We start from the raw sequence: 15,985 nt of genomic DNA, 5'->3' as shown, positions 1-15,985 counted from the left end.
GCCCAAGGCTCCCCCGACGAAGCCGGTTCCAGTGGAAAAACCAGGCAAAACGGGCTAATGTCCGGGCTCTTGTATTGTGTTGCGCTCACGGCTTTGCTAGAATCCGGGCGTTTCCATTACGGAGGGCAGGCCTTGCCTGGAATCGGTCCAATTTGGCAAAGATCGTTCAAAAGTCTGGGACTTCTTGTTCTGGCGTTGAATGTTGTGCTGGTCTCGATCCCCCGTTGTGAATTGATTCTTTCCTTTTTTCTGCATCATGAACAGCACGAATTGGCCCATGGGGACGTGATGGAATCCTGTCACCACTCCGACGGGCCGGTCGATGCCCAGAGCCCGGCGTTGACAGCCGAGCGTCTTTGCGAATGCTCGATCTTATCATTTATGGCTTTTCACGCGCCTGCGTTGAATCTGCACGAGCATGTCGCCTTCCGTATCCAATCCGAGCGTCTTCTGATTTTCCCATGGAAGGCCTTTCTCAGCGATTTTCAGCCGCTTCCCGAACCGCCCTATCCAAAAGTTTGAACACGTTGCACTCCTGACATTTTTATCAGCACGAGGCTTGCGTCGATTGCGAAACGTGGCGCTGCCGCCTTGCGTCCCATCACCGTGAATTCTGTTCATTCAGAAAAAGGATGTGTCATGTCTATGAAGGACTCTGATGTTTCGTGTGCTCTGCTCACCGCCGCCCTCGCCGGGCTCATGGGAGGCTGCGGCACGCGGGAGAAGGAAAAGGTTATCGAGACTCCGCAGCCATTGGCCGGTGTGGTCAGCGCGACCACTGTGGATAAAACCCTGACTCTGGCTTCATTCACCGCGCTCTGCGAAACCCGCGGTGGCCTCGTGCAAACCCACGCGAGTTGTGCCGGCGCCAATACCTGTGCGGGGATTTCCTATCACAGCTCATCGGGGCGTTTGACGGAACATAGCTGTCGGTCGGCAAACAGCTGTGGAGGCATGAGCTGTGTGGATCTGCCGGCGGATCGGGGCCTGACTGGAGCGCAAATCCTGGAAGGAGCGCCGGAAATCGCAATGGGGGCAGGGGAGTCCCAGTGCAATTACTGTCACGGCACGGGCCAATCCGCTTTTGTTCTGCCCATCCCACCCGATGCCGATCCGGAAGAACGCAAAGCGGCCTTCCAAGGCAAATCGGATGCGGCCCTGTTGGGTGCGATTGCCTTTGGCATTCATGGCGTCAGCGCGGATGGAACGGCATATGCGAACATGCCTGCCTTTTATAAGGTGTATTCCCTGGCGGAAATGAAAAGGCTGGTGACTCATCTGCGCTCGCTGCCTCTGGAAACCAAAAACTGGCGAGCTGTGCCGTGAATCTGCCGCGTGATGCGATCGGCATCGGGCTGCGGCCCGCACTTTATGCAGACATGCAGAGGGAGGTGCCGCCCGCGCTCGATTATGTCGAGATCATCAGTGAAAATTTCATGGGAACCGCGTGGCCCCCTCAGGAAAACCTGAGGCGCGTGCGGGCGCATTATCCCGTGGTGATGCACGGGGTGGGGCTGAATCTTCTGGGGCATGAGCCCTTGAATGAACGCTATCTCGATGAACTCTGTCGGCTGGCGGATGATCTTGAAGCCCTTTTTGTCAGTGATCACCTGTGCTGGACGGGAAGCCATGGGCACACGCATCATGATCTTCTGCCGACGCCTTACACGTGGGATCTGATCGGCTATGCCGCCGAGCGGGCTGCCTTTGTGCAGAAGCGCCTGGGACGACCCTTCGCTCTCGAAAATGTTTCGAGTTATGTGCAGTTTGCTGCGAGTGAAATGAGCGAGTGGGAATTTTATCGGGCTGTGGTGGAAGAGGCCGGAGTTTCCTTCATGCTGGATATCAACAACATTTATGTGTCGAGCCAGAATCATGGATTTGATCCCTGCACTTATTTACGGCACATCCCCTACACGCGTGTGGTGCAGGTGCATCTGGCCGGACATGAGCGCCAGTCCGATGGAGCCATCATTGATACCCATGATCGTGCGGTGGCGCCTGCTGTCTGGGAGCTCTATCGGGAAGCCTGGGCCATCGGTGGGCCCTTTCCCACGCTTTTGGAATGGGATGATAAAGTTCCGCCGCTGGCTGAACTTGTGAACGAGCTGAACAAGGTGCGGGAGTATCAGCAATGAAGAAAGCTCCTGCCTGGCTTGAGGCCTTTCAAAAGGAATGGAGCCGGGTTCTGCGGACACCTCTGGAAACCGCTCATGGACAACTCCAGGCTCAGCTGCCGGACGGCTGGTCCCGGCTCGGGATTGTGCCGCGTGTTCAGCGTGCGGCGCAGGCCGGGCTTGAGGATTATCAGCGGCAGTATTGGTTTCGCCTGCTGACCATCCTGCAGCAGGACTTTCCCTTGACGGCCCGCCTGCTGGGCTGCTGGCAGTTCAATCAGCTGGCCTTGAATTATCTCGTGGAATTCGCGCCGCGCGACCATGATCTGCAGGGCATCGGTCGGCACTTTGTGAATTTTTTGTGTGATCGGCATGAACCGCTCTTCGTATTGCAAGCGGCCTGGATTGATGCGACGCGCTCCGCCGTGTTTCTGGCTCCCGCTGTTCAGGCCTGGACAGCTCCGCGGGATCCCGCTCAGGATCCTGCGACCTTGCGTCTGAAGCCGGCTGCGGACTGGCGTTTTGTGCAGGAGAGTTGGCCGCTGGTGGATTTGTGTCTGCGACTTCAGGACAATCCAGGTGAAGAGGCCGTGCCCTGTCCCAGGCCATTGGCTCAGCCCCAAACCTGGTTGATTCAAAGGGAAGGTCTGGGGCTTGTGCATCGACTCCTGGCGGCTCCGCAGGCGCGACTTTATCAGCTTTTGATGGAGCACGCTGTGCAGGATGCTCTGATGAGACTCGAAGCGGAGAGTCTGTCGCAGAACAGGGCGCTGGCGCCGGACCTGGTGCAGCAATGGATGGCGCAAAGTGTGACCTGGCGCCTATGGTCCGCTTGAAAGTGCGGCGAAGATTTCCGTGGGAAAGCCTCGCCGCGAATTGCTGAATACCCGGTCCCTTAAGGCTTGGAAAGGTCAGCCAGGGATTTTTCCATGGGCAGATTGCGCACGCCAAAGGCCTTGGCAATCGACTCGTCCTTGTCCAGGAAACAGACGGCGGACGCGGCGCGATCCTTTAAATAAAGGCTCAGGACCTTTTCGGCCTTGGCCTTGTCATCGGCCGCTGCCACGAAGATGGTATCCGGAACGCGCTCGGGCGTGACATAACGCGAGCAGGAGGAACACCAGGACGCAAAGAATACGACACGGTCGGGACCCTGGGTGGTGGCTTCACGAAATTCCTTGAGATCCACCGCGCGACAGTTGGCGCCAAGGGCAGGCAGGGGAAGCAGGAGAACAAGTGCGATCCAGTGAAGTTTCATAGGGTCCTCATCCAGGCCAAAGTGTAGGAGCGAAACACGGTGGCGTTTTTATTCGCACCAAACGCCGCTTTTTTGCTGAAGGTGAAGCGGACATTATCCTCTTCCACACGCAGGGTTTCGAGAGTCAAAAACAGGTCTTGCGATTTTTTGTCGGACGGCACAGGCGAGGGCTCACCGTCGAGTTCAATGCCGCCGCGTTTTTCCTGAACCAGGCCACCGATGATCTTGAAGGCTTCCATCGGTTTGTAGCCCACGGTGCCGATCCATTTTTGAGTAGGACCGACCTGAAGACGGCCGCTGCGGGTCGCCTCCTCCCACGGCTGGGAGTAGAGAAAGCTGCCGCCGAAGAGGACGGGCAGCATGCCGAACCAGACATCAACACCGGCGAAGGTTTCATCATAACCGGCGCCGAAGGAGTCGAGATTGTTGAGTTCCCGCGAGTCCTGCAGACTGCGTGTGGTTTGGAAGCGATGCGAAAGAACAAACTGAACCTGAGGCCACCAGGGTTCGGTGACATCCTGAAGCCAGGCGGTCCAGCGCAGATTCAGGGTGGCGTCGGTCAAGCCGGTTTGCGAGCGTGAGCCCTTGCGATTTTCGCCAAGCCCGCTGTCGAGACTCACGAAAAGGTGCGGCGTCAGGCGATGGGCATAGGCGAGTTCCAGTTTGGTTTTGCGGTCGGGACCATAGTCCTTGCGAACCATCCCCTGCTCGTCGATGGTTTGAAAACCTTCGGAGAGATTGAGGCCCAGATAGAATTTCGCGGGCTCAAGGGGATTGAGGATGACAGGATCCGCTGCACCACTGCCACAGGAGGAGCAGGCGTCCGCGGAAGATGCGTGCAGGGCCATCAGGGACAGGATTCCGAGAACGGGCTTATTCCACGGCATGATCAATGCTCACGCGCACCTGATCGGCCTGGCCATTGACCTCGGCTTCCAGGTCCACAACCCAGGAACCGGACGAGCCGCCCATGGAAAAGTAAATGCGACCAACGGTCCAGTGACCGGGATCGACCTGGGTGAAGGTCATCTCGTTTTCCTTGATGGAGGGATGCCCCATGCTGGCCATGTAAAGGTGAAAGCGGGTCAGTTGCGAGGTGCTGACGGGTTCACCCTTCGGGTCCAGAAAATAGACCTCGGCACTGTTGTCGAAACTTCCGGCCACAGGCGCGTTGTTCCAAACGATTTTCGCCGCAAAAGCGCGATTGGGACTGAGGGAGTAACCCTCAAGCGAGGTTTGATCGGCGCCGGGCAGGGGAGCCGTGGTGTTTTCATCCTTATTGTTGTCACTGTTTTTGCCGCAGGAAAGGGCGGCCAGTATCAGTATACCCAGGCACTGTATTTTCATGGGGTCTCCTTTGAAACAGTCCACTGTTGGTATAAAGCAATTCTTTAAATGAACCAATGCAGCGAATTGTTGCAGGTCAGGAAGCGGCTATGCGTAAAACACATCAAAGATTCCATCAGGCTTTGCTGGAGCCCAGTCCCTCGTCCGGCCGGGATGGAGTGGAACAGACCCTGGTCAAATATGGACTTTTGCGCCGCGTGCGGTGGTTTGTGATCGCAGCGCAGCTGGGCGTCATGTATCCAGCCTGGAAAACCGGCTATCTCGTCGATGAGGGGATGACGCTTGCGCTTTACGTTATCATCGTGGCCTCTCTGGCCCTTTGGAATCTGCAGCGTCGTCCGCTGGCTGTAGCTGGCGGCATTTTTTTCGAACTGTCGCTGGATCTTTTGTCCCTCAGTGGCCTTCTGGTTTTGACGTCGGGCTGCCAGAATCCTTTCTTTCCCCTCCTCTATGTCGGGGCCATCCTTGGTCCGATTCTTCTGCCGCGGCGCTGGGCGGTGGCCTATCTGTTCGAGTCCGCTCTGGCGCTGACCCTGATCTGTTATGGGACTGAACCCGACATGATGAATGCCAGCGGCCATCAGGTGCCCGGTGTCCTGACCGTCGGTGTCAAGGTTCTGGTGATCCTGATCATGGGAGCCCTGGCGCTCTGGTTGAAAACTCATCTGGATCAGGCGCAGATTCACCGCGACAGCTTGCAAAAGCAAAGACAGAAGCTGAACAACCTGCGCGTCATGGGGATCGTCGCGGGGCAGCTCTCGCATGAAATCGCCACACCTTTGAATACGATGCGTCTGATGCTGGATCGCCTGCAGCGTAAGGATGCTGAGGCGCATGAACTGCAGGTGGCGCGCGCCGCCCTGGAGCAATGTGAACGCAGCATTCGGAATCTTTTTGAAACCGGGGTGGACGCTGACGCTTTATCGTTTGGAAAAACCGAACTCGTTGCCTTTGTGAAGTCCGTCTGTGAGCAATGGCAGCTCGATTTTCCCGAGGTGCAGCTCCGTTTTACCGTCGACGCGCAGCTTGAGGAGCTGAGCTATCATATTCCAGCGGCCCCCTTTGCCCAGGCGGTCCTCGATCTTTTGGATAATGCCAAGGAAGCATCTGATTCCGCGCCGATCTCCATCCGTGTCAGCATACACAAAGGACCGGAAGGGATCGAGATCACCATCGCCGATCGCGGCCGTGGTCTGGATGAGGGCATCCGGGCCCGTCTCGGCGAACCCTTTGTGTCCACCAAAAGCACTGGCACGGGCCTGGGAGTTTATAACGCGACCGCTTTGCTCGAAGCGCTGGGAGGCCGTCTCGGTTTGAAACCAAGGCAGGGTGGGGGCACGCAGGTGTCGATGGTGTTGCCGCTATGAAACAACTCCTTATTATCGAAGACGATGTGATGTTTCGTGAGGCTCTGCTCGGGGAGTTTGGCGAGCGGGGTTATCGGGTTCGCGGCTGCGGATCGCTCAAGGAATGGCGGGAGCAGAATGATTTTCATCCTTCGCATGCGATCATTGATTTGAGACTGCGTGGTGAGAGTGGTCTGGATGCGGTCACGCATCTCAAAGGTCACTACCCGGATTGTCAGATGATTGTGCTGACCGGTTACGGTAGCATTGCCACAGCGGTGCAGGCCGTGAAACGCGGAGCCTTGAATTACATTTCCAAACCGGCTTCCATTGATACGATTGAACAGGCCCTGGCCGGGGTTTCGGAGCCGGATCGGGGGACCCCGGAACCTCCGAAACTTCACGAGCATGAGCGGGAATACATCGAAAAAATACTGCAGGACTGTGAAGGCAATATATCCCGGGCGGCCCGGGCCCTCGGGATTCATCGGCAAAGTCTGCAGCGGAAACTGCGAAAATATACCTGAACCAAATCCCGCAGAAATTGCTCAATTTCACGCGGTTTTTGCTTCGCCGGGTCGAAGGCTCCTGCCAAGGCCTCAGAATCGCAGCGGATGCTGAAACCTCAATATTGGCGCGGGTTTTGCTTGAAAAAAGCACCGAACACGAGCCGTCTCTATGAATTGAGAAAGAGGTTACCGATGCGGAAGAGTCTGCGTCCCTTGATTATCCTCAGCGTTCTGCTGGCTTCCAGCGCATGCATTCGCCGTGCGAAAAATTCCGAAGTTCAGGAAGCCCCGAGCGGACGCTGGTATGCTGCGGAACGCGACGTGCCGCCGCTGGAATTGAATTATCACAAAGTCCTGACGCCCTTGCCGCAAGGCGCGGAAATGCTGAAAAGGCTTTGTTTTGGCTTTGATCCGCAGCGCAGCCAGGACTTTGATAAGGTTCGCCAGGTTTTTTGCCAGGCCACCGTTCCGACTGTCACCAGCCTGCGTGATCTGCAGTCCGCTCTGGGTCTTGCGATTCCCGAGGCGACCGTCGGCGGCCGCGAAGTCAATGGCAAGCCGGGCGTGACGCCAGGCTGGGCCTTGACCGGACATTCCACCTCGCTGGTCAGCCGCTTTGTGTCCCCCATCAATCCGCGCGTCATTCTCTTTACCGCTCCTCAGGATGCCAGCACGCCGAGCCCTGATTTTGTGGTGATGGGCTTTGTGCGGGGCGATCAGTTCGTGGAGGTGATCGCGCGCGATCCGAAAGCCGGACGTTTGAATTTCTTTCTCATCGCCTTCACACAGGCCTGCAATGCCACGGGCCACTGCTCCACCGGACATCTGCAGTCCTCAGCCATCGAAAAGGATTGGCTGTCGATCTCCATTTATGAAGACACTTATCTTGCGAACACTGTGTTTGACTGCACCCACTGTCATCAGCCGGAAGGTCCTTCCACAGAGAAAATATTGCGGCTTCAGGAGATGGAACAACCCTGGCTGCATTTCTTCCGTGATGATACCCAGGGGCAGGAGCTGATTCAGGCCTTCAAGGATTTTCATGGGCCGGATGAAGGAGTGGGGGGTGTGCCGGCTTCCTTGATCGCGGCTTCGGATCCCGAAAAATTGGTCTGGCTGCTGAAAGCCAATGGCTTTGGGGAACAGCCCAGTCATTTGCCAGCGGGCACGGTGGGGGCTGATGCCACGTGGCTGGAAGGCTGGCAGCGCTATGTTCAGGGTGAATCGATTCCGTTTCCGTCCTGGGCGAATAATATTTTGGATTCGAGCAAGCTGCCCGATATCAAAGCCCGTATGGATGCCGCAAAAGCTGCCGGCACCTGGGATGATCGTCCAGATTTGCGTCTGGCTCTGGATGATCGTCTGTCCGCAAGCTACGGCGCGCGTGCACCCCTGGACGCGACCGGCAAGGAGCTTGTGGCTCTGGCCTGTCAGCGCTGTCACAATGAAAAACTCGACAGTAACCTGGGCAAATCCCTGTTCCGCGCGGATCTGAAGCCCAGCGCCCGCAGCGCGTTTCAGGCGAAGAATGCCATCGATCGGCTGAACATTCTGCGCAAGGATCCTTCCGATCCACTTGCCATGCCGCCGCGGCAGTTTATGGATCTGACCGATGCTGAAATCGACCTGATCATTGAGGAACTGAAAGACGGCCGCGACCTGTAGAACCACCTCACCCGCCTGGTATTCTTTCTGCAACAATTCTGCTAAGGTGAAGGCCACGCACCGGGGCACCGGTGTGCCTCCGAATTTTTAACGCAAAAGGATATTGCATGATCGCATACCGTTCTCTCTTGTGGCCCGCAATTTTCACGGGGCTGGCCCTCTCCTGTACCACTGTTCCCAAGGGTGACAACCCGTCCGCGTACACCGGTATTGAACGCAAGGAGTTCAATCGCCTGGCGGTGCGTTTGAATCTGCCTCTGCTTTGGGACAATGATGCCAATGGCAATCAGACCATCGATCCCAATGAAGTGCGCACGCTGCTTTTTTATCCCAGCCAGGAAACGTGGAGCGATGGCAAAACGTTGACCCCGGCCTTTGCCGAGGCCTTTGCGAAGATCAAAGCGCTCGCTGCCCGTGGTGAAGCGAGCGACGAACGCTTGCGTCTGGTGGAGCAGGATCTCGACAAGGGTCTGCCGACGGTGATTTATAATGATCTGCGCACCCTGACGGAAGCGGAGCAGGCCTTTGCCCGCAGCATGTTGAAGCTATCCGCGAAAATCGACGCCCTCTATGCGCGGCAGTCCGGATTGGATGCCGTGCGCGCTCAAGTGCCCAAGGATGAACCCGCGAGTCAAAGTTTATTCCGGCGAAACTGGGGACCGAAGTGTCGTTCGCCGCAGCTCGAAAACAATCCGAAGTGTACGGCGATTCCCGGTATGGGGGAGGTGCCGGTGGATATCTATCCCGTCTCCCTACAGACGGATCCTGCCTTTTGCCAGACTCTGGAAAAGCATGCGGACAGCCGCCAGCTTATGAGTCCTTTCGTGGTGGTGCGCGAGAAGGAAGGACGCCTGACACCGGTTTCTTATGCGGAAGCGTATAAGGATCTGATGACGGAAGTGGCTCAGGATCTGGATGCCGCGGCCGCGCTTTTGGGCGACAACGAAGCCGCTCTCAAAGCTTATGTCAAGGCCGCAGCGGGAAGTTTCCGGAGCAACAATTGGGAGCCGGCGGATGAGGCCTGGTCGCGCATGTCAGCCACCAATTCCCGTTTTTATCTGCGGATTGGACCGGATGAAACCTACTGGGAACCCTGTTCCCGCAAGGCCGCCTTTCATATGACCTTTGCCCTGATCAACAAGGATTCCTTGAAGTGGCAGAACGCTCTGGCTCCTGGTCTGCAAAAAATGGAAGAGGACATCGCCAAACTTATTGGAGCCCCTTACAAGGCGCGCAAGGTTTCCTTTCATCTGCCGGATTTCATCGACATCATCATCAACGCTGGTGATGATCGCGATGCCTTTGGTCTAACGGTGGGACAGAGTCTGCCGAACTGGGGCCCGGTGGCGAATGAAGGTCGCGGCCGCACGGTGGCCATGAGCAATGTGTATCAGGATACGGATTCTGAGCAAATGAAGAGGCAGCGGGCCGAGTCGCTGTTTGCGAAAGAGGATCTGGTTCATCTCACTACCGATAAGGAGGTGAGTATCGTCAACACCATTCTGCATGAGATCAATCATAACCTCGGGCCTTCGCATGAGTATGCGTATCGGGGCAAGAGGGATGGTGAGATGTTCGGAGGACAGCTGGCGTCGATGCTGGAGGAACTGAAGGCGCAGACCAGTGGTCTCTACTTTATCGATGCGCTTCTGAAGCAGGGTTTGATCAAGGAGGAAACGGCGCGCTCGCTTTATATGGATAGTGTAACCTGGGCCTTCGGTCATATCTCGCAGGGCATGTGGACCGCGCGCAAGGAGCGCAAAGCTTATAGTCAGCTGGCGGCGATTCAGCTCGGGCTTCTGATGAAGGAAGGGGCAGTGACGTTTGATCCGAAGGGTCTGGCTGCCAATGGCAAGGACCGCGGCACCTTCCACATCAATTTTGCCAAAATGCATCCGGCCCTCGTGAAGATGGCCCGGGAAATCGGAGCCATCAAGGCCAAGGGTGACAAGGCCAAGGCGGAGCATTATACGCGCGAGTATGTGGATGGCAATCAGCAGCTGCGCGATATGATCACCGAACGCTACCAGCGTTTGCCCAAGCAAAGTTTCGTTTATGCCGTTGATATCTGATGCCCGGTTGGAAGGAGTGCGCCCATGGATCTTTTAAATGCCATCATTGATACCACCAAACAACTGGCCGGCGACGCCATCGCCGAAAAAGCCGGAGCTCATACGGAGCAGAGTGCGGATACCGTCTTTGAAGTGTTTCTCCACTGGTTCAATGCCATGGAGGAACAGCACAAAGCGGAGTTCATTCAGCTGGTGAAAACCGTGGCGGGCACCCTGTCTGGCAAGGGTGAGGGCATCGAAGCGATCTGGGACGAATTCAAGGATAATGAGATGGTCCGGCACTGGATTGGAAGCCTTTCGCAGCAGCTGGTGAAGCGGCTGACCCAGGAATTCTTATCCTGAAGCCGGATCAGACGGTTTTATCCTGTTGATCCCGGGCGATCTGGAATTGATCGCGGCCCTGGTTTTTGGTGACATACAGGGCCGCATCGGACAGCTAGAAATATTCCCGCTTAGTCAAAAACTATCTACACAGCTCTGGAATTGACCGTAAACTCATGCTCTTTAAAAGCGCCGCTCTCGTCAGATAAGAATGTCGCACGACCTGTTTCGACTCCAGCCAGGATTTCGTTGTTCGGACCGACAATAGGCTTGAGAACGTCCAGCATCATTTTGCCAAGAATGCTATAGTCTAGTTCGTTTAACAGTATTCCTGGAGTAGGTAATTTTGCTGTTAATTCATATTTCTGACCTTTTGTAAATTTTGAATAATATTCAGGTCTCAACTTAATATGAATGTTCAAAAAGCCTAGCCTTGCCGCAATTTCGCGGAGTTGAACAGGACTCAAATTTCTTCCTATGTCTTGATGGACCTCTAGAAACTTAGTCGCTGAAGCGCACGAGTCATTGAGCACACTAATAAGACAAGTGTCTTCGATTCTTAATAATATTGCGCCCGCATTCGTCAAATCCAGGAAGTCAAAGTTCTCCATATTTGGAATTGCCCTTGCGTGCAACGGAAAAAAACTTCCCAAGGTTTCTTGATGTATTATGTCTGGATTAGTATGGAAAATGCGGCTTAGGCAATGCATGTGATGTAATTGCTGGTAATCATGCATTGATCCAATACTTTCGGACCCTTTTCTATGGTCCAAATGCATTCTGAGAGTCTTGTCTTTTGAGGGGGTCCCAAAAACTCCTCCAAATAGCACTTTAAAATCGCATTTGTTCAGCTCTGTTCATGTCAAATTCCCTCAGGAATTCCTGGGGTGTCCTATTACCTAAAGATCTGTGTGGGCGATCCTCGTTGTACTCACGTCTCCACTGTTCGATCTTATGCCGAGCATCCTCAAGGCTCTCAAAAACCGATTGATTAAGGCATTCATCTCGAAACCTTCCATTGAAAGACTCTATGAAAGGATTGTCTGTTGGCTTCGCGGGCCGGGAGAAGTCCAGCCGCACACCTTTCCAATGCGCCCAGTCGTCGAGGGCTTTGCTGATAAACTCACTCCCATTGTCGACGTTAATGAATGAGGCCATCCCATGACCATGAGACAGCCTTTCAAGAGCATTTGCAACATGTTTTCCGGTCATGCTTCGCCCACATTCAAGTAGCACTGCTTCGCGACTAAAGGTATCGACGACTGTTAGGATTCGAATGGCTTTTCCGTCAGCCAGGGAGTCGTGAACAAAATCCATGCACCAACGCTGATTGGGAGCTGTGGGTGTCGGAGGAATGATTCGGATCTGGGAACGACGCTTACGGTAGTACTTCCGGTGTCGCAGGCTCAAACCCTCACTGACGTATATGCGATGAACCTTCTTGCGATTTACCAACCATCCCTCACGCCGCAGAAGCACATAAATGCGATTGTAGCCGTATCGCACCCGACTCTGTGCAATATCTCTGATTCGCATCCGGATGGCCGTATCATCGCGTCGGCGGGCTCGATATCGACAACACGATCGGTCGAAGAGCAAAACACTGCAGGATCGTCTCTCGGAAATCTTGAAGGCACGTTTCAGGAAGTCTGCAATCTCCCGCTTCCTTGCAGGCTTCAAAGCTTTTTTTCGATCACTTCCTGCAGCATATGCTTGTCAAGGCTCAGGTCAGCCACCAAGCGCTTGAGCCTGCGATTCTCATCTTCGAGCAAACGCATTCGCTTGAGTTCCGTCGAACCAAGCCCTCCGTACTTTTTCTTCCAGGTATAAAACGTCTGCTGCGAAATTCCCAGCTTACGACACACATCCACCACAGCCTCGCCAGCTTCCACCTGACGCAGGGCATAGACAATCTGTTCCTCAGTAAACTTGGACGTTTTCATACATCTCTCCACGTCAAAGAGAGCTGAATTATAGCGGATTTTTCAGCTTTTCGCTGGAGGATTTTTCGGGGTCAACGTCACTTTCAAGTGTGTTTTCGTGAAAATTAATGCCATCCAAACATAGAATAGCATTATTCCGTTTTTTTCTATGTGCTTAACGACTTCATCATATCCTTTAAGCAAAATATTTCTAATGGGTTCCTCAATCATCCTTCCCATATCCGTATTGCAGTCCTTACAACATGGGATAACGTAGCTTCCATACTTCAGCTTTGTTTGGTTCGTAAGCGTTATGTATTTGTCATGAAGTTCATATTTTTTTAAAATCCAGTTCGGTAGCACATGCTCATCGTTAAAAACCTTTGAATCGGGAGATGCGCCACAGACAAAGCAGCAGCTTCCCTCAACAATATCTTTCATGAAACGCTCTATGCTAAAGAAAATAATCCTTCCGTTGCTGTCTATAACAGACTTGTCCTTTGTTCTTTTTAATTTTCGAGTCATTGCCTACTCTTATGAGGTAAATGTTGATCAATAGCCATCTAATGTTTTGTCAACATCGATGAGCAACAACTGAATCAAAAAGCCTGAAATTAAAAACCTCTCGACGGTTCAGCGTTGCTCAAGACATTTGTGACCTTCATCTGCTAAATTATACTGCACCGGATGGTGGTGTTTCTGGTTAAGTAATTTTTACTCTGCGTTGTATAGGGAAAATTGAATCTCAAGCACCTCTATACTCATGCGAGTCTGGAATATTGGCCAGAACTCGCCTTATAAAATTATGACGTCAGACGGGTAGCCTTTATCATGAGGCTGTAGAGCCCTTCAATGGGTGAGAAACTTACTTAACGAGTTCTGGCGGATTCTGTTTGGGTGTTATTTTGGATTTACCTTGAGTGCATCTACTGCAACCTCATTTCGATAGATCTTATATTTTCCTATTTTATGCATCGTGAGAACACCTGCATTTGTAAATGCAGTTAAGTATTTTGAGCAGGTCTGCCAATGAATTTTGGTCTTGTCAGCCATATGCTGCGCAGTGGTTAAGGGGCTGCTAAATAGGTGGTCAACCACGGGACCAATATAGGATTGATTCAACTTAATGTTTTCGATCTTATTGTTGTAGAGTAACTCGCGAATGTGCTTTCGAGCCGTTTTTAATTGAGCGATAGCTAATTTTGTCACAAGAGCTTGGGTTGAAAAACCGATCAACATGAACTCTATAAATTCCCACCACTCACCATGACTGGTGACCCTTAAGAGGCGCTTTTTGTATTCTGTCTGATTTTGACTCAAGTATCCACTTATGAATAGAGCTGGATGACTGAGCATTTGGTCTGATATGAGCTGAAGGATCATCAGTATTCTACCGGTTCTTCCATTTCCATCTTCAAATGGGTGAATGGCTTCAAATTGATAGTGGCAGATCGCGACCTTCACCAAGGGAAAGAAATCGGTATTGCGCTCAACAAAGGATTCCCAATTTCCGAGAAGGCTTTCCACTTGTGAATATAGAGGTGGTGTATATATTGTTTCAGTTGAGCCGTCCTGCAAGCTATTTGCAATTCGATTTTGGACGGTTCTGAATTCGCCGGGTACTCCCTTTTCAACTTCCAGTGCTTGATGAACAGCGCGAATTGTTCTAGACGACATTCCGTACTGTCTTAGATAGCTTTCTCCAGCTGAAAGCGCATTTCGATATTTTAGAACTTCTTTGTTTTGGCGACTTCTTTCCCGATTTGGCTTTGTCTCATCCTCTAATACGGATTCAATTGTGGTATGGATATTTTCTACAGCGTTGCTACTGATTGCTTCTTGAAGAAAGAATGAACTCAAGAAAACGTCTGGATTATCGATTTCTTTCAGCGCTCCATTTAGTTCCGATACGTACTTTTGAGCATCATTATGACGATGAAGAAATTCCATCAGTCGCGGATGTTCTGTGATGGTGATGTTTGGAGGCAATAAAGGCAGTTGAAACGGATAGTTGGCATTATACATCGAAGTTTGCTTTCTTTTTCGTTATGAGGAGTTCGATATATCGAAGAAATGCTAAATTTTCGATATATGATGTGCATCAAAACGAAATTTTTTTCAAGTCTCTATATATCCAAATGACATTGAAGACCTGCATTTTTGAAATAATCAATGAATTTTAGCCACTTAAAGCCAAGACATTGCCTTTGTCCAAGCTGGGACAAACTGTGTCAACATGGATGGATGTGGCGCAAATGTGTTAATGCTCTGGTCAGGCGGTTTTATCCTGCTGATCCCGCGCAATCTGGAATTGATCGCGGCCCTGATTTTTGGCGACATACAGGGCCGCATCGGATAACGACATAAGCATTTCGGTGCTCATCTTGGTCACCGAAGGTTCCGTGGACGCCACGCCCATGCTCAGGGTCACGAAGGGACTGACCTGGGATCCCGTGTGTTCGATGGCGAGTTCGCGGATCGTCGTGCGGATGTTGTTACAGATATTGGCCGCCTGGAGCGCTGTGGTGTGGGGGAGGATGATGGCAAATTCCTCGCCTCCATACCGGGCGACCAGATCGCCGGGGCGTTTCAGGGCGGATTTCACGGCCTGCGCGACTTTCTGCAGGCAGTGGTCGCCGCGCTGATGGCCGTAGGTATCATTGTATTGTTTAAAGTAATCGATGTCGCAGAGGATGAGGGCCAGATTCCCGCCGTTTCGGAATGCGCGTTTCCATTCCTGCTCCAGACTTTCATCAAAACAACGACGATTCGGTATTGCCGTCAAGCTGTCGAGCAAAGACATCTTCGCGAGGATTTGATTGAGATCGGAAAGCTGATGCGTGGCCTCCAGTAATTCCTTCTCACGCGCTTTTCTGCGGTCAATTTCATGCTTGAGACGCAAACAGGAACGCACCCTGGCACGCAGCTCAAATTCCTCGATGGGTTTGCTGACGAAGTCGGTCGCGCCAAAGGCGAAGGCCAAAGGCATCTTTTCCGCCCTGGCTCCATCGGAGGTCGCGAGGATCGGAATATCCTGATAGAAGAGCATGCTGCGGATGCGATCGACGAATTGAGCGAAGTCATCACCGTGGGAGATGTCGATTACAATCAGCTCCAGGCCATAAATGGTGCGCAGAGCCTGTTCGCCAAGACCCAGCACGTCCTGCGCTTCTTCCAGACTGGCACAGAGGATGGTTTGATTGTATCCCCAGCGGCCAAGCATGGCAGCACACTGTTCCAGTTCGTGCCGGTTAGGATCGATAACGACAATCGACATCGCAGTTTCTCCCTGTGAGACCTGAGCTCATCCATAGGATCGGCACGAGCCTTGAACAACTCAAGGATCCAGGCCAAGTGGGTAAAAGTCCTTGCAGAGACTGGAAACTTTCGCAAAGTCATGGCAGTTTGCCGAAAGTCCCAAAGAGCCG

17 protein-coding genes are annotated in these 15,985 nt (G+C 53.1%); 9 read left to right on the top strand and 8 right to left on the bottom strand.

Features of this window, described 5'->3' with window-relative positions; genetic code table 11:
- The first annotated feature begins 132 nt into the window (after positions 1 to 132).
- From OLTU_RS19250 to OLTU_RS19235, 4 genes are all read left to right on the top strand, one after another.
- Positions 133 to 522, top strand: a complete 390-nt coding sequence (locus tag OLTU_RS19250) for a hypothetical protein (RefSeq protein ID WP_141734388.1) — start codon at positions 133 to 135, stop codon at positions 520 to 522.
- Positions 523 to 639: 117 nt separating this feature from the next.
- Positions 640 to 1,326, top strand: coding sequence for a c-type cytochrome (locus tag OLTU_RS19245; protein WP_141734387.1), 687 nt, complete (start codon positions 640 to 642; stop codon positions 1,324 to 1,326).
- Complete coding sequence (locus OLTU_RS19240; protein ID WP_218110136.1) at positions 1,323 to 2,138, top strand: MbnB/TglH/ChrH family RiPP precursor modification enzyme; 816 nt, start codon at positions 1,323 to 1,325, stop codon at positions 2,136 to 2,138. Before OLTU_RS19245 ends, OLTU_RS19240 begins: the two co-directional genes overlap by 4 nt.
- Positions 2,135 to 2,953, top strand: coding sequence for an HvfC/BufC family peptide modification chaperone (locus OLTU_RS19235; RefSeq protein WP_141734386.1), 819 nt, complete (start codon positions 2,135 to 2,137; stop codon positions 2,951 to 2,953). The genes OLTU_RS19240 and OLTU_RS19235 overlap by 4 nt, the downstream gene beginning before the upstream one ends.
- A gap of 59 nt (positions 2,954 to 3,012) precedes the next feature.
- On the opposite strand, the gene OLTU_RS19230 is transcribed toward OLTU_RS19235, so the two are convergent.
- The 3 genes from OLTU_RS19230 to OLTU_RS19220 are packed head-to-tail and all read right to left on the bottom strand — an operon-like array spanning position 3,013 to position 4,722.
- On the bottom strand, positions 3,013 to 3,375 hold the full coding sequence (locus OLTU_RS19230; protein ID WP_141734385.1) for a thioredoxin domain-containing protein: 363 nt from the start codon (positions 3,373 to 3,375) through the stop codon (positions 3,013 to 3,015).
- Positions 3,372 to 4,262 (bottom strand): hypothetical protein, encoded by an 891-nt coding sequence (locus tag OLTU_RS19225; protein WP_141734384.1) that lies wholly within the window; start codon positions 4,260 to 4,262, stop codon positions 3,372 to 3,374. Before OLTU_RS19225 ends, OLTU_RS19230 begins: the two co-directional genes overlap by 4 nt.
- On the bottom strand, positions 4,249 to 4,722 hold the full coding sequence (locus tag OLTU_RS19220) for a hypothetical protein (RefSeq protein WP_141734383.1): 474 nt from the start codon (positions 4,720 to 4,722) through the stop codon (positions 4,249 to 4,251). The genes OLTU_RS19225 and OLTU_RS19220 overlap by 14 nt, the downstream gene beginning before the upstream one ends.
- Positions 4,723 to 4,811: 89 nt before the next feature.
- On the opposite strand from OLTU_RS19220, the gene OLTU_RS19215 reads away from it, so the two are divergent.
- The 5 genes from OLTU_RS19215 (at position 4,812) to OLTU_RS19195 (ending at position 10,656) form a co-directional block, all read left to right on the top strand.
- Positions 4,812 to 6,089 (top strand): sensor histidine kinase, encoded by a 1,278-nt coding sequence (locus OLTU_RS19215; RefSeq protein WP_176736769.1) that lies wholly within the window; start codon positions 4,812 to 4,814, stop codon positions 6,087 to 6,089.
- A complete protein-coding gene (locus tag OLTU_RS19210; protein ID WP_141734381.1) occupies positions 6,086 to 6,595 on the top strand; it encodes a response regulator transcription factor in 510 nt (169 codons plus the stop codon). The genes OLTU_RS19215 and OLTU_RS19210 overlap by 4 nt, the downstream gene beginning before the upstream one ends.
- A 174-nt stretch (positions 6,596 to 6,769) precedes the next feature.
- Positions 6,770 to 8,242 carry a c-type cytochrome gene (locus OLTU_RS19205; RefSeq protein ID WP_176736768.1) on the top strand — a complete coding sequence of 491 codons (1,473 nt, stop codon included), beginning with the start codon at positions 6,770 to 6,772 and terminating at the stop codon, positions 8,240 to 8,242.
- Between the two features lie 107 nt (positions 8,243 to 8,349).
- Positions 8,350 to 10,314, top strand: coding sequence for a hypothetical protein (locus OLTU_RS19200; RefSeq protein WP_141734379.1), 1,965 nt, complete (start codon positions 8,350 to 8,352; stop codon positions 10,312 to 10,314).
- Between the two features lie 24 nt (positions 10,315 to 10,338).
- Positions 10,339 to 10,656 (top strand): hypothetical protein, encoded by a 318-nt coding sequence (locus OLTU_RS19195; RefSeq protein WP_141734378.1) that lies wholly within the window; start codon positions 10,339 to 10,341, stop codon positions 10,654 to 10,656.
- Between the two features lie 125 nt (positions 10,657 to 10,781).
- Here OLTU_RS19195 and OLTU_RS32415 read toward each other — a convergent pair whose 3' ends face one another.
- From OLTU_RS32415 to OLTU_RS19170, 5 genes are all read right to left on the bottom strand, one after another.
- A complete protein-coding gene (locus OLTU_RS32415; RefSeq protein ID WP_218110135.1) occupies positions 10,782 to 11,408 on the bottom strand; it encodes a hypothetical protein in 627 nt (208 codons plus the stop codon).
- A gap of 58 nt (positions 11,409 to 11,466) precedes the next feature.
- Positions 11,467 to 12,578 (bottom strand): IS3 family transposase gene (locus OLTU_RS19185; protein ID WP_439956666.1). Its coding sequence is split into 2 segments (ribosomal slippage): positions 11,467 to 12,326 and positions 12,326 to 12,578, totalling 1,113 coding nucleotides; the frame shifts between segments, so codons are not numbered across the junction.
- Positions 12,579 to 12,620: 42 nt separating this feature from the next.
- The gene (locus OLTU_RS19180; RefSeq protein ID WP_141734376.1) at positions 12,621 to 13,082 is read right to left on the bottom strand and encodes an HNH endonuclease; all 462 of its coding nucleotides are present in this window, start codon (positions 13,080 to 13,082) and stop codon (positions 12,621 to 12,623) included.
- A 375-nt stretch (positions 13,083 to 13,457) separates the two neighbouring features.
- Positions 13,458 to 14,582 carry a Fic family protein gene (locus OLTU_RS19175; RefSeq protein ID WP_141734375.1) on the bottom strand — a complete coding sequence of 375 codons (1,125 nt, stop codon included), beginning with the start codon at positions 14,580 to 14,582 and terminating at the stop codon, positions 13,458 to 13,460.
- Positions 14,583 to 14,829: 247 nt separating this feature from the next.
- Positions 14,830 to 15,834 carry a diguanylate cyclase domain-containing protein gene (locus OLTU_RS19170; protein WP_141734374.1) on the bottom strand — a complete coding sequence of 335 codons (1,005 nt, stop codon included), beginning with the start codon at positions 15,832 to 15,834 and terminating at the stop codon, positions 14,830 to 14,832.
- Between the last annotated feature and the right edge of the window lie 151 nt (positions 15,835 to 15,985).

Origin of the sequence: Oligoflexus tunisiensis (assembly GCF_001748245.1) — a bacterium.
Lineage (GTDB): Bacteria > Bdellovibrionota_B > Oligoflexia > Oligoflexales > Oligoflexaceae > Oligoflexus > Oligoflexus tunisiensis.
Note: the sequence above shows the minus strand (reverse complement) of the source record. Positions and strands in the feature narration are given on the sequence as shown.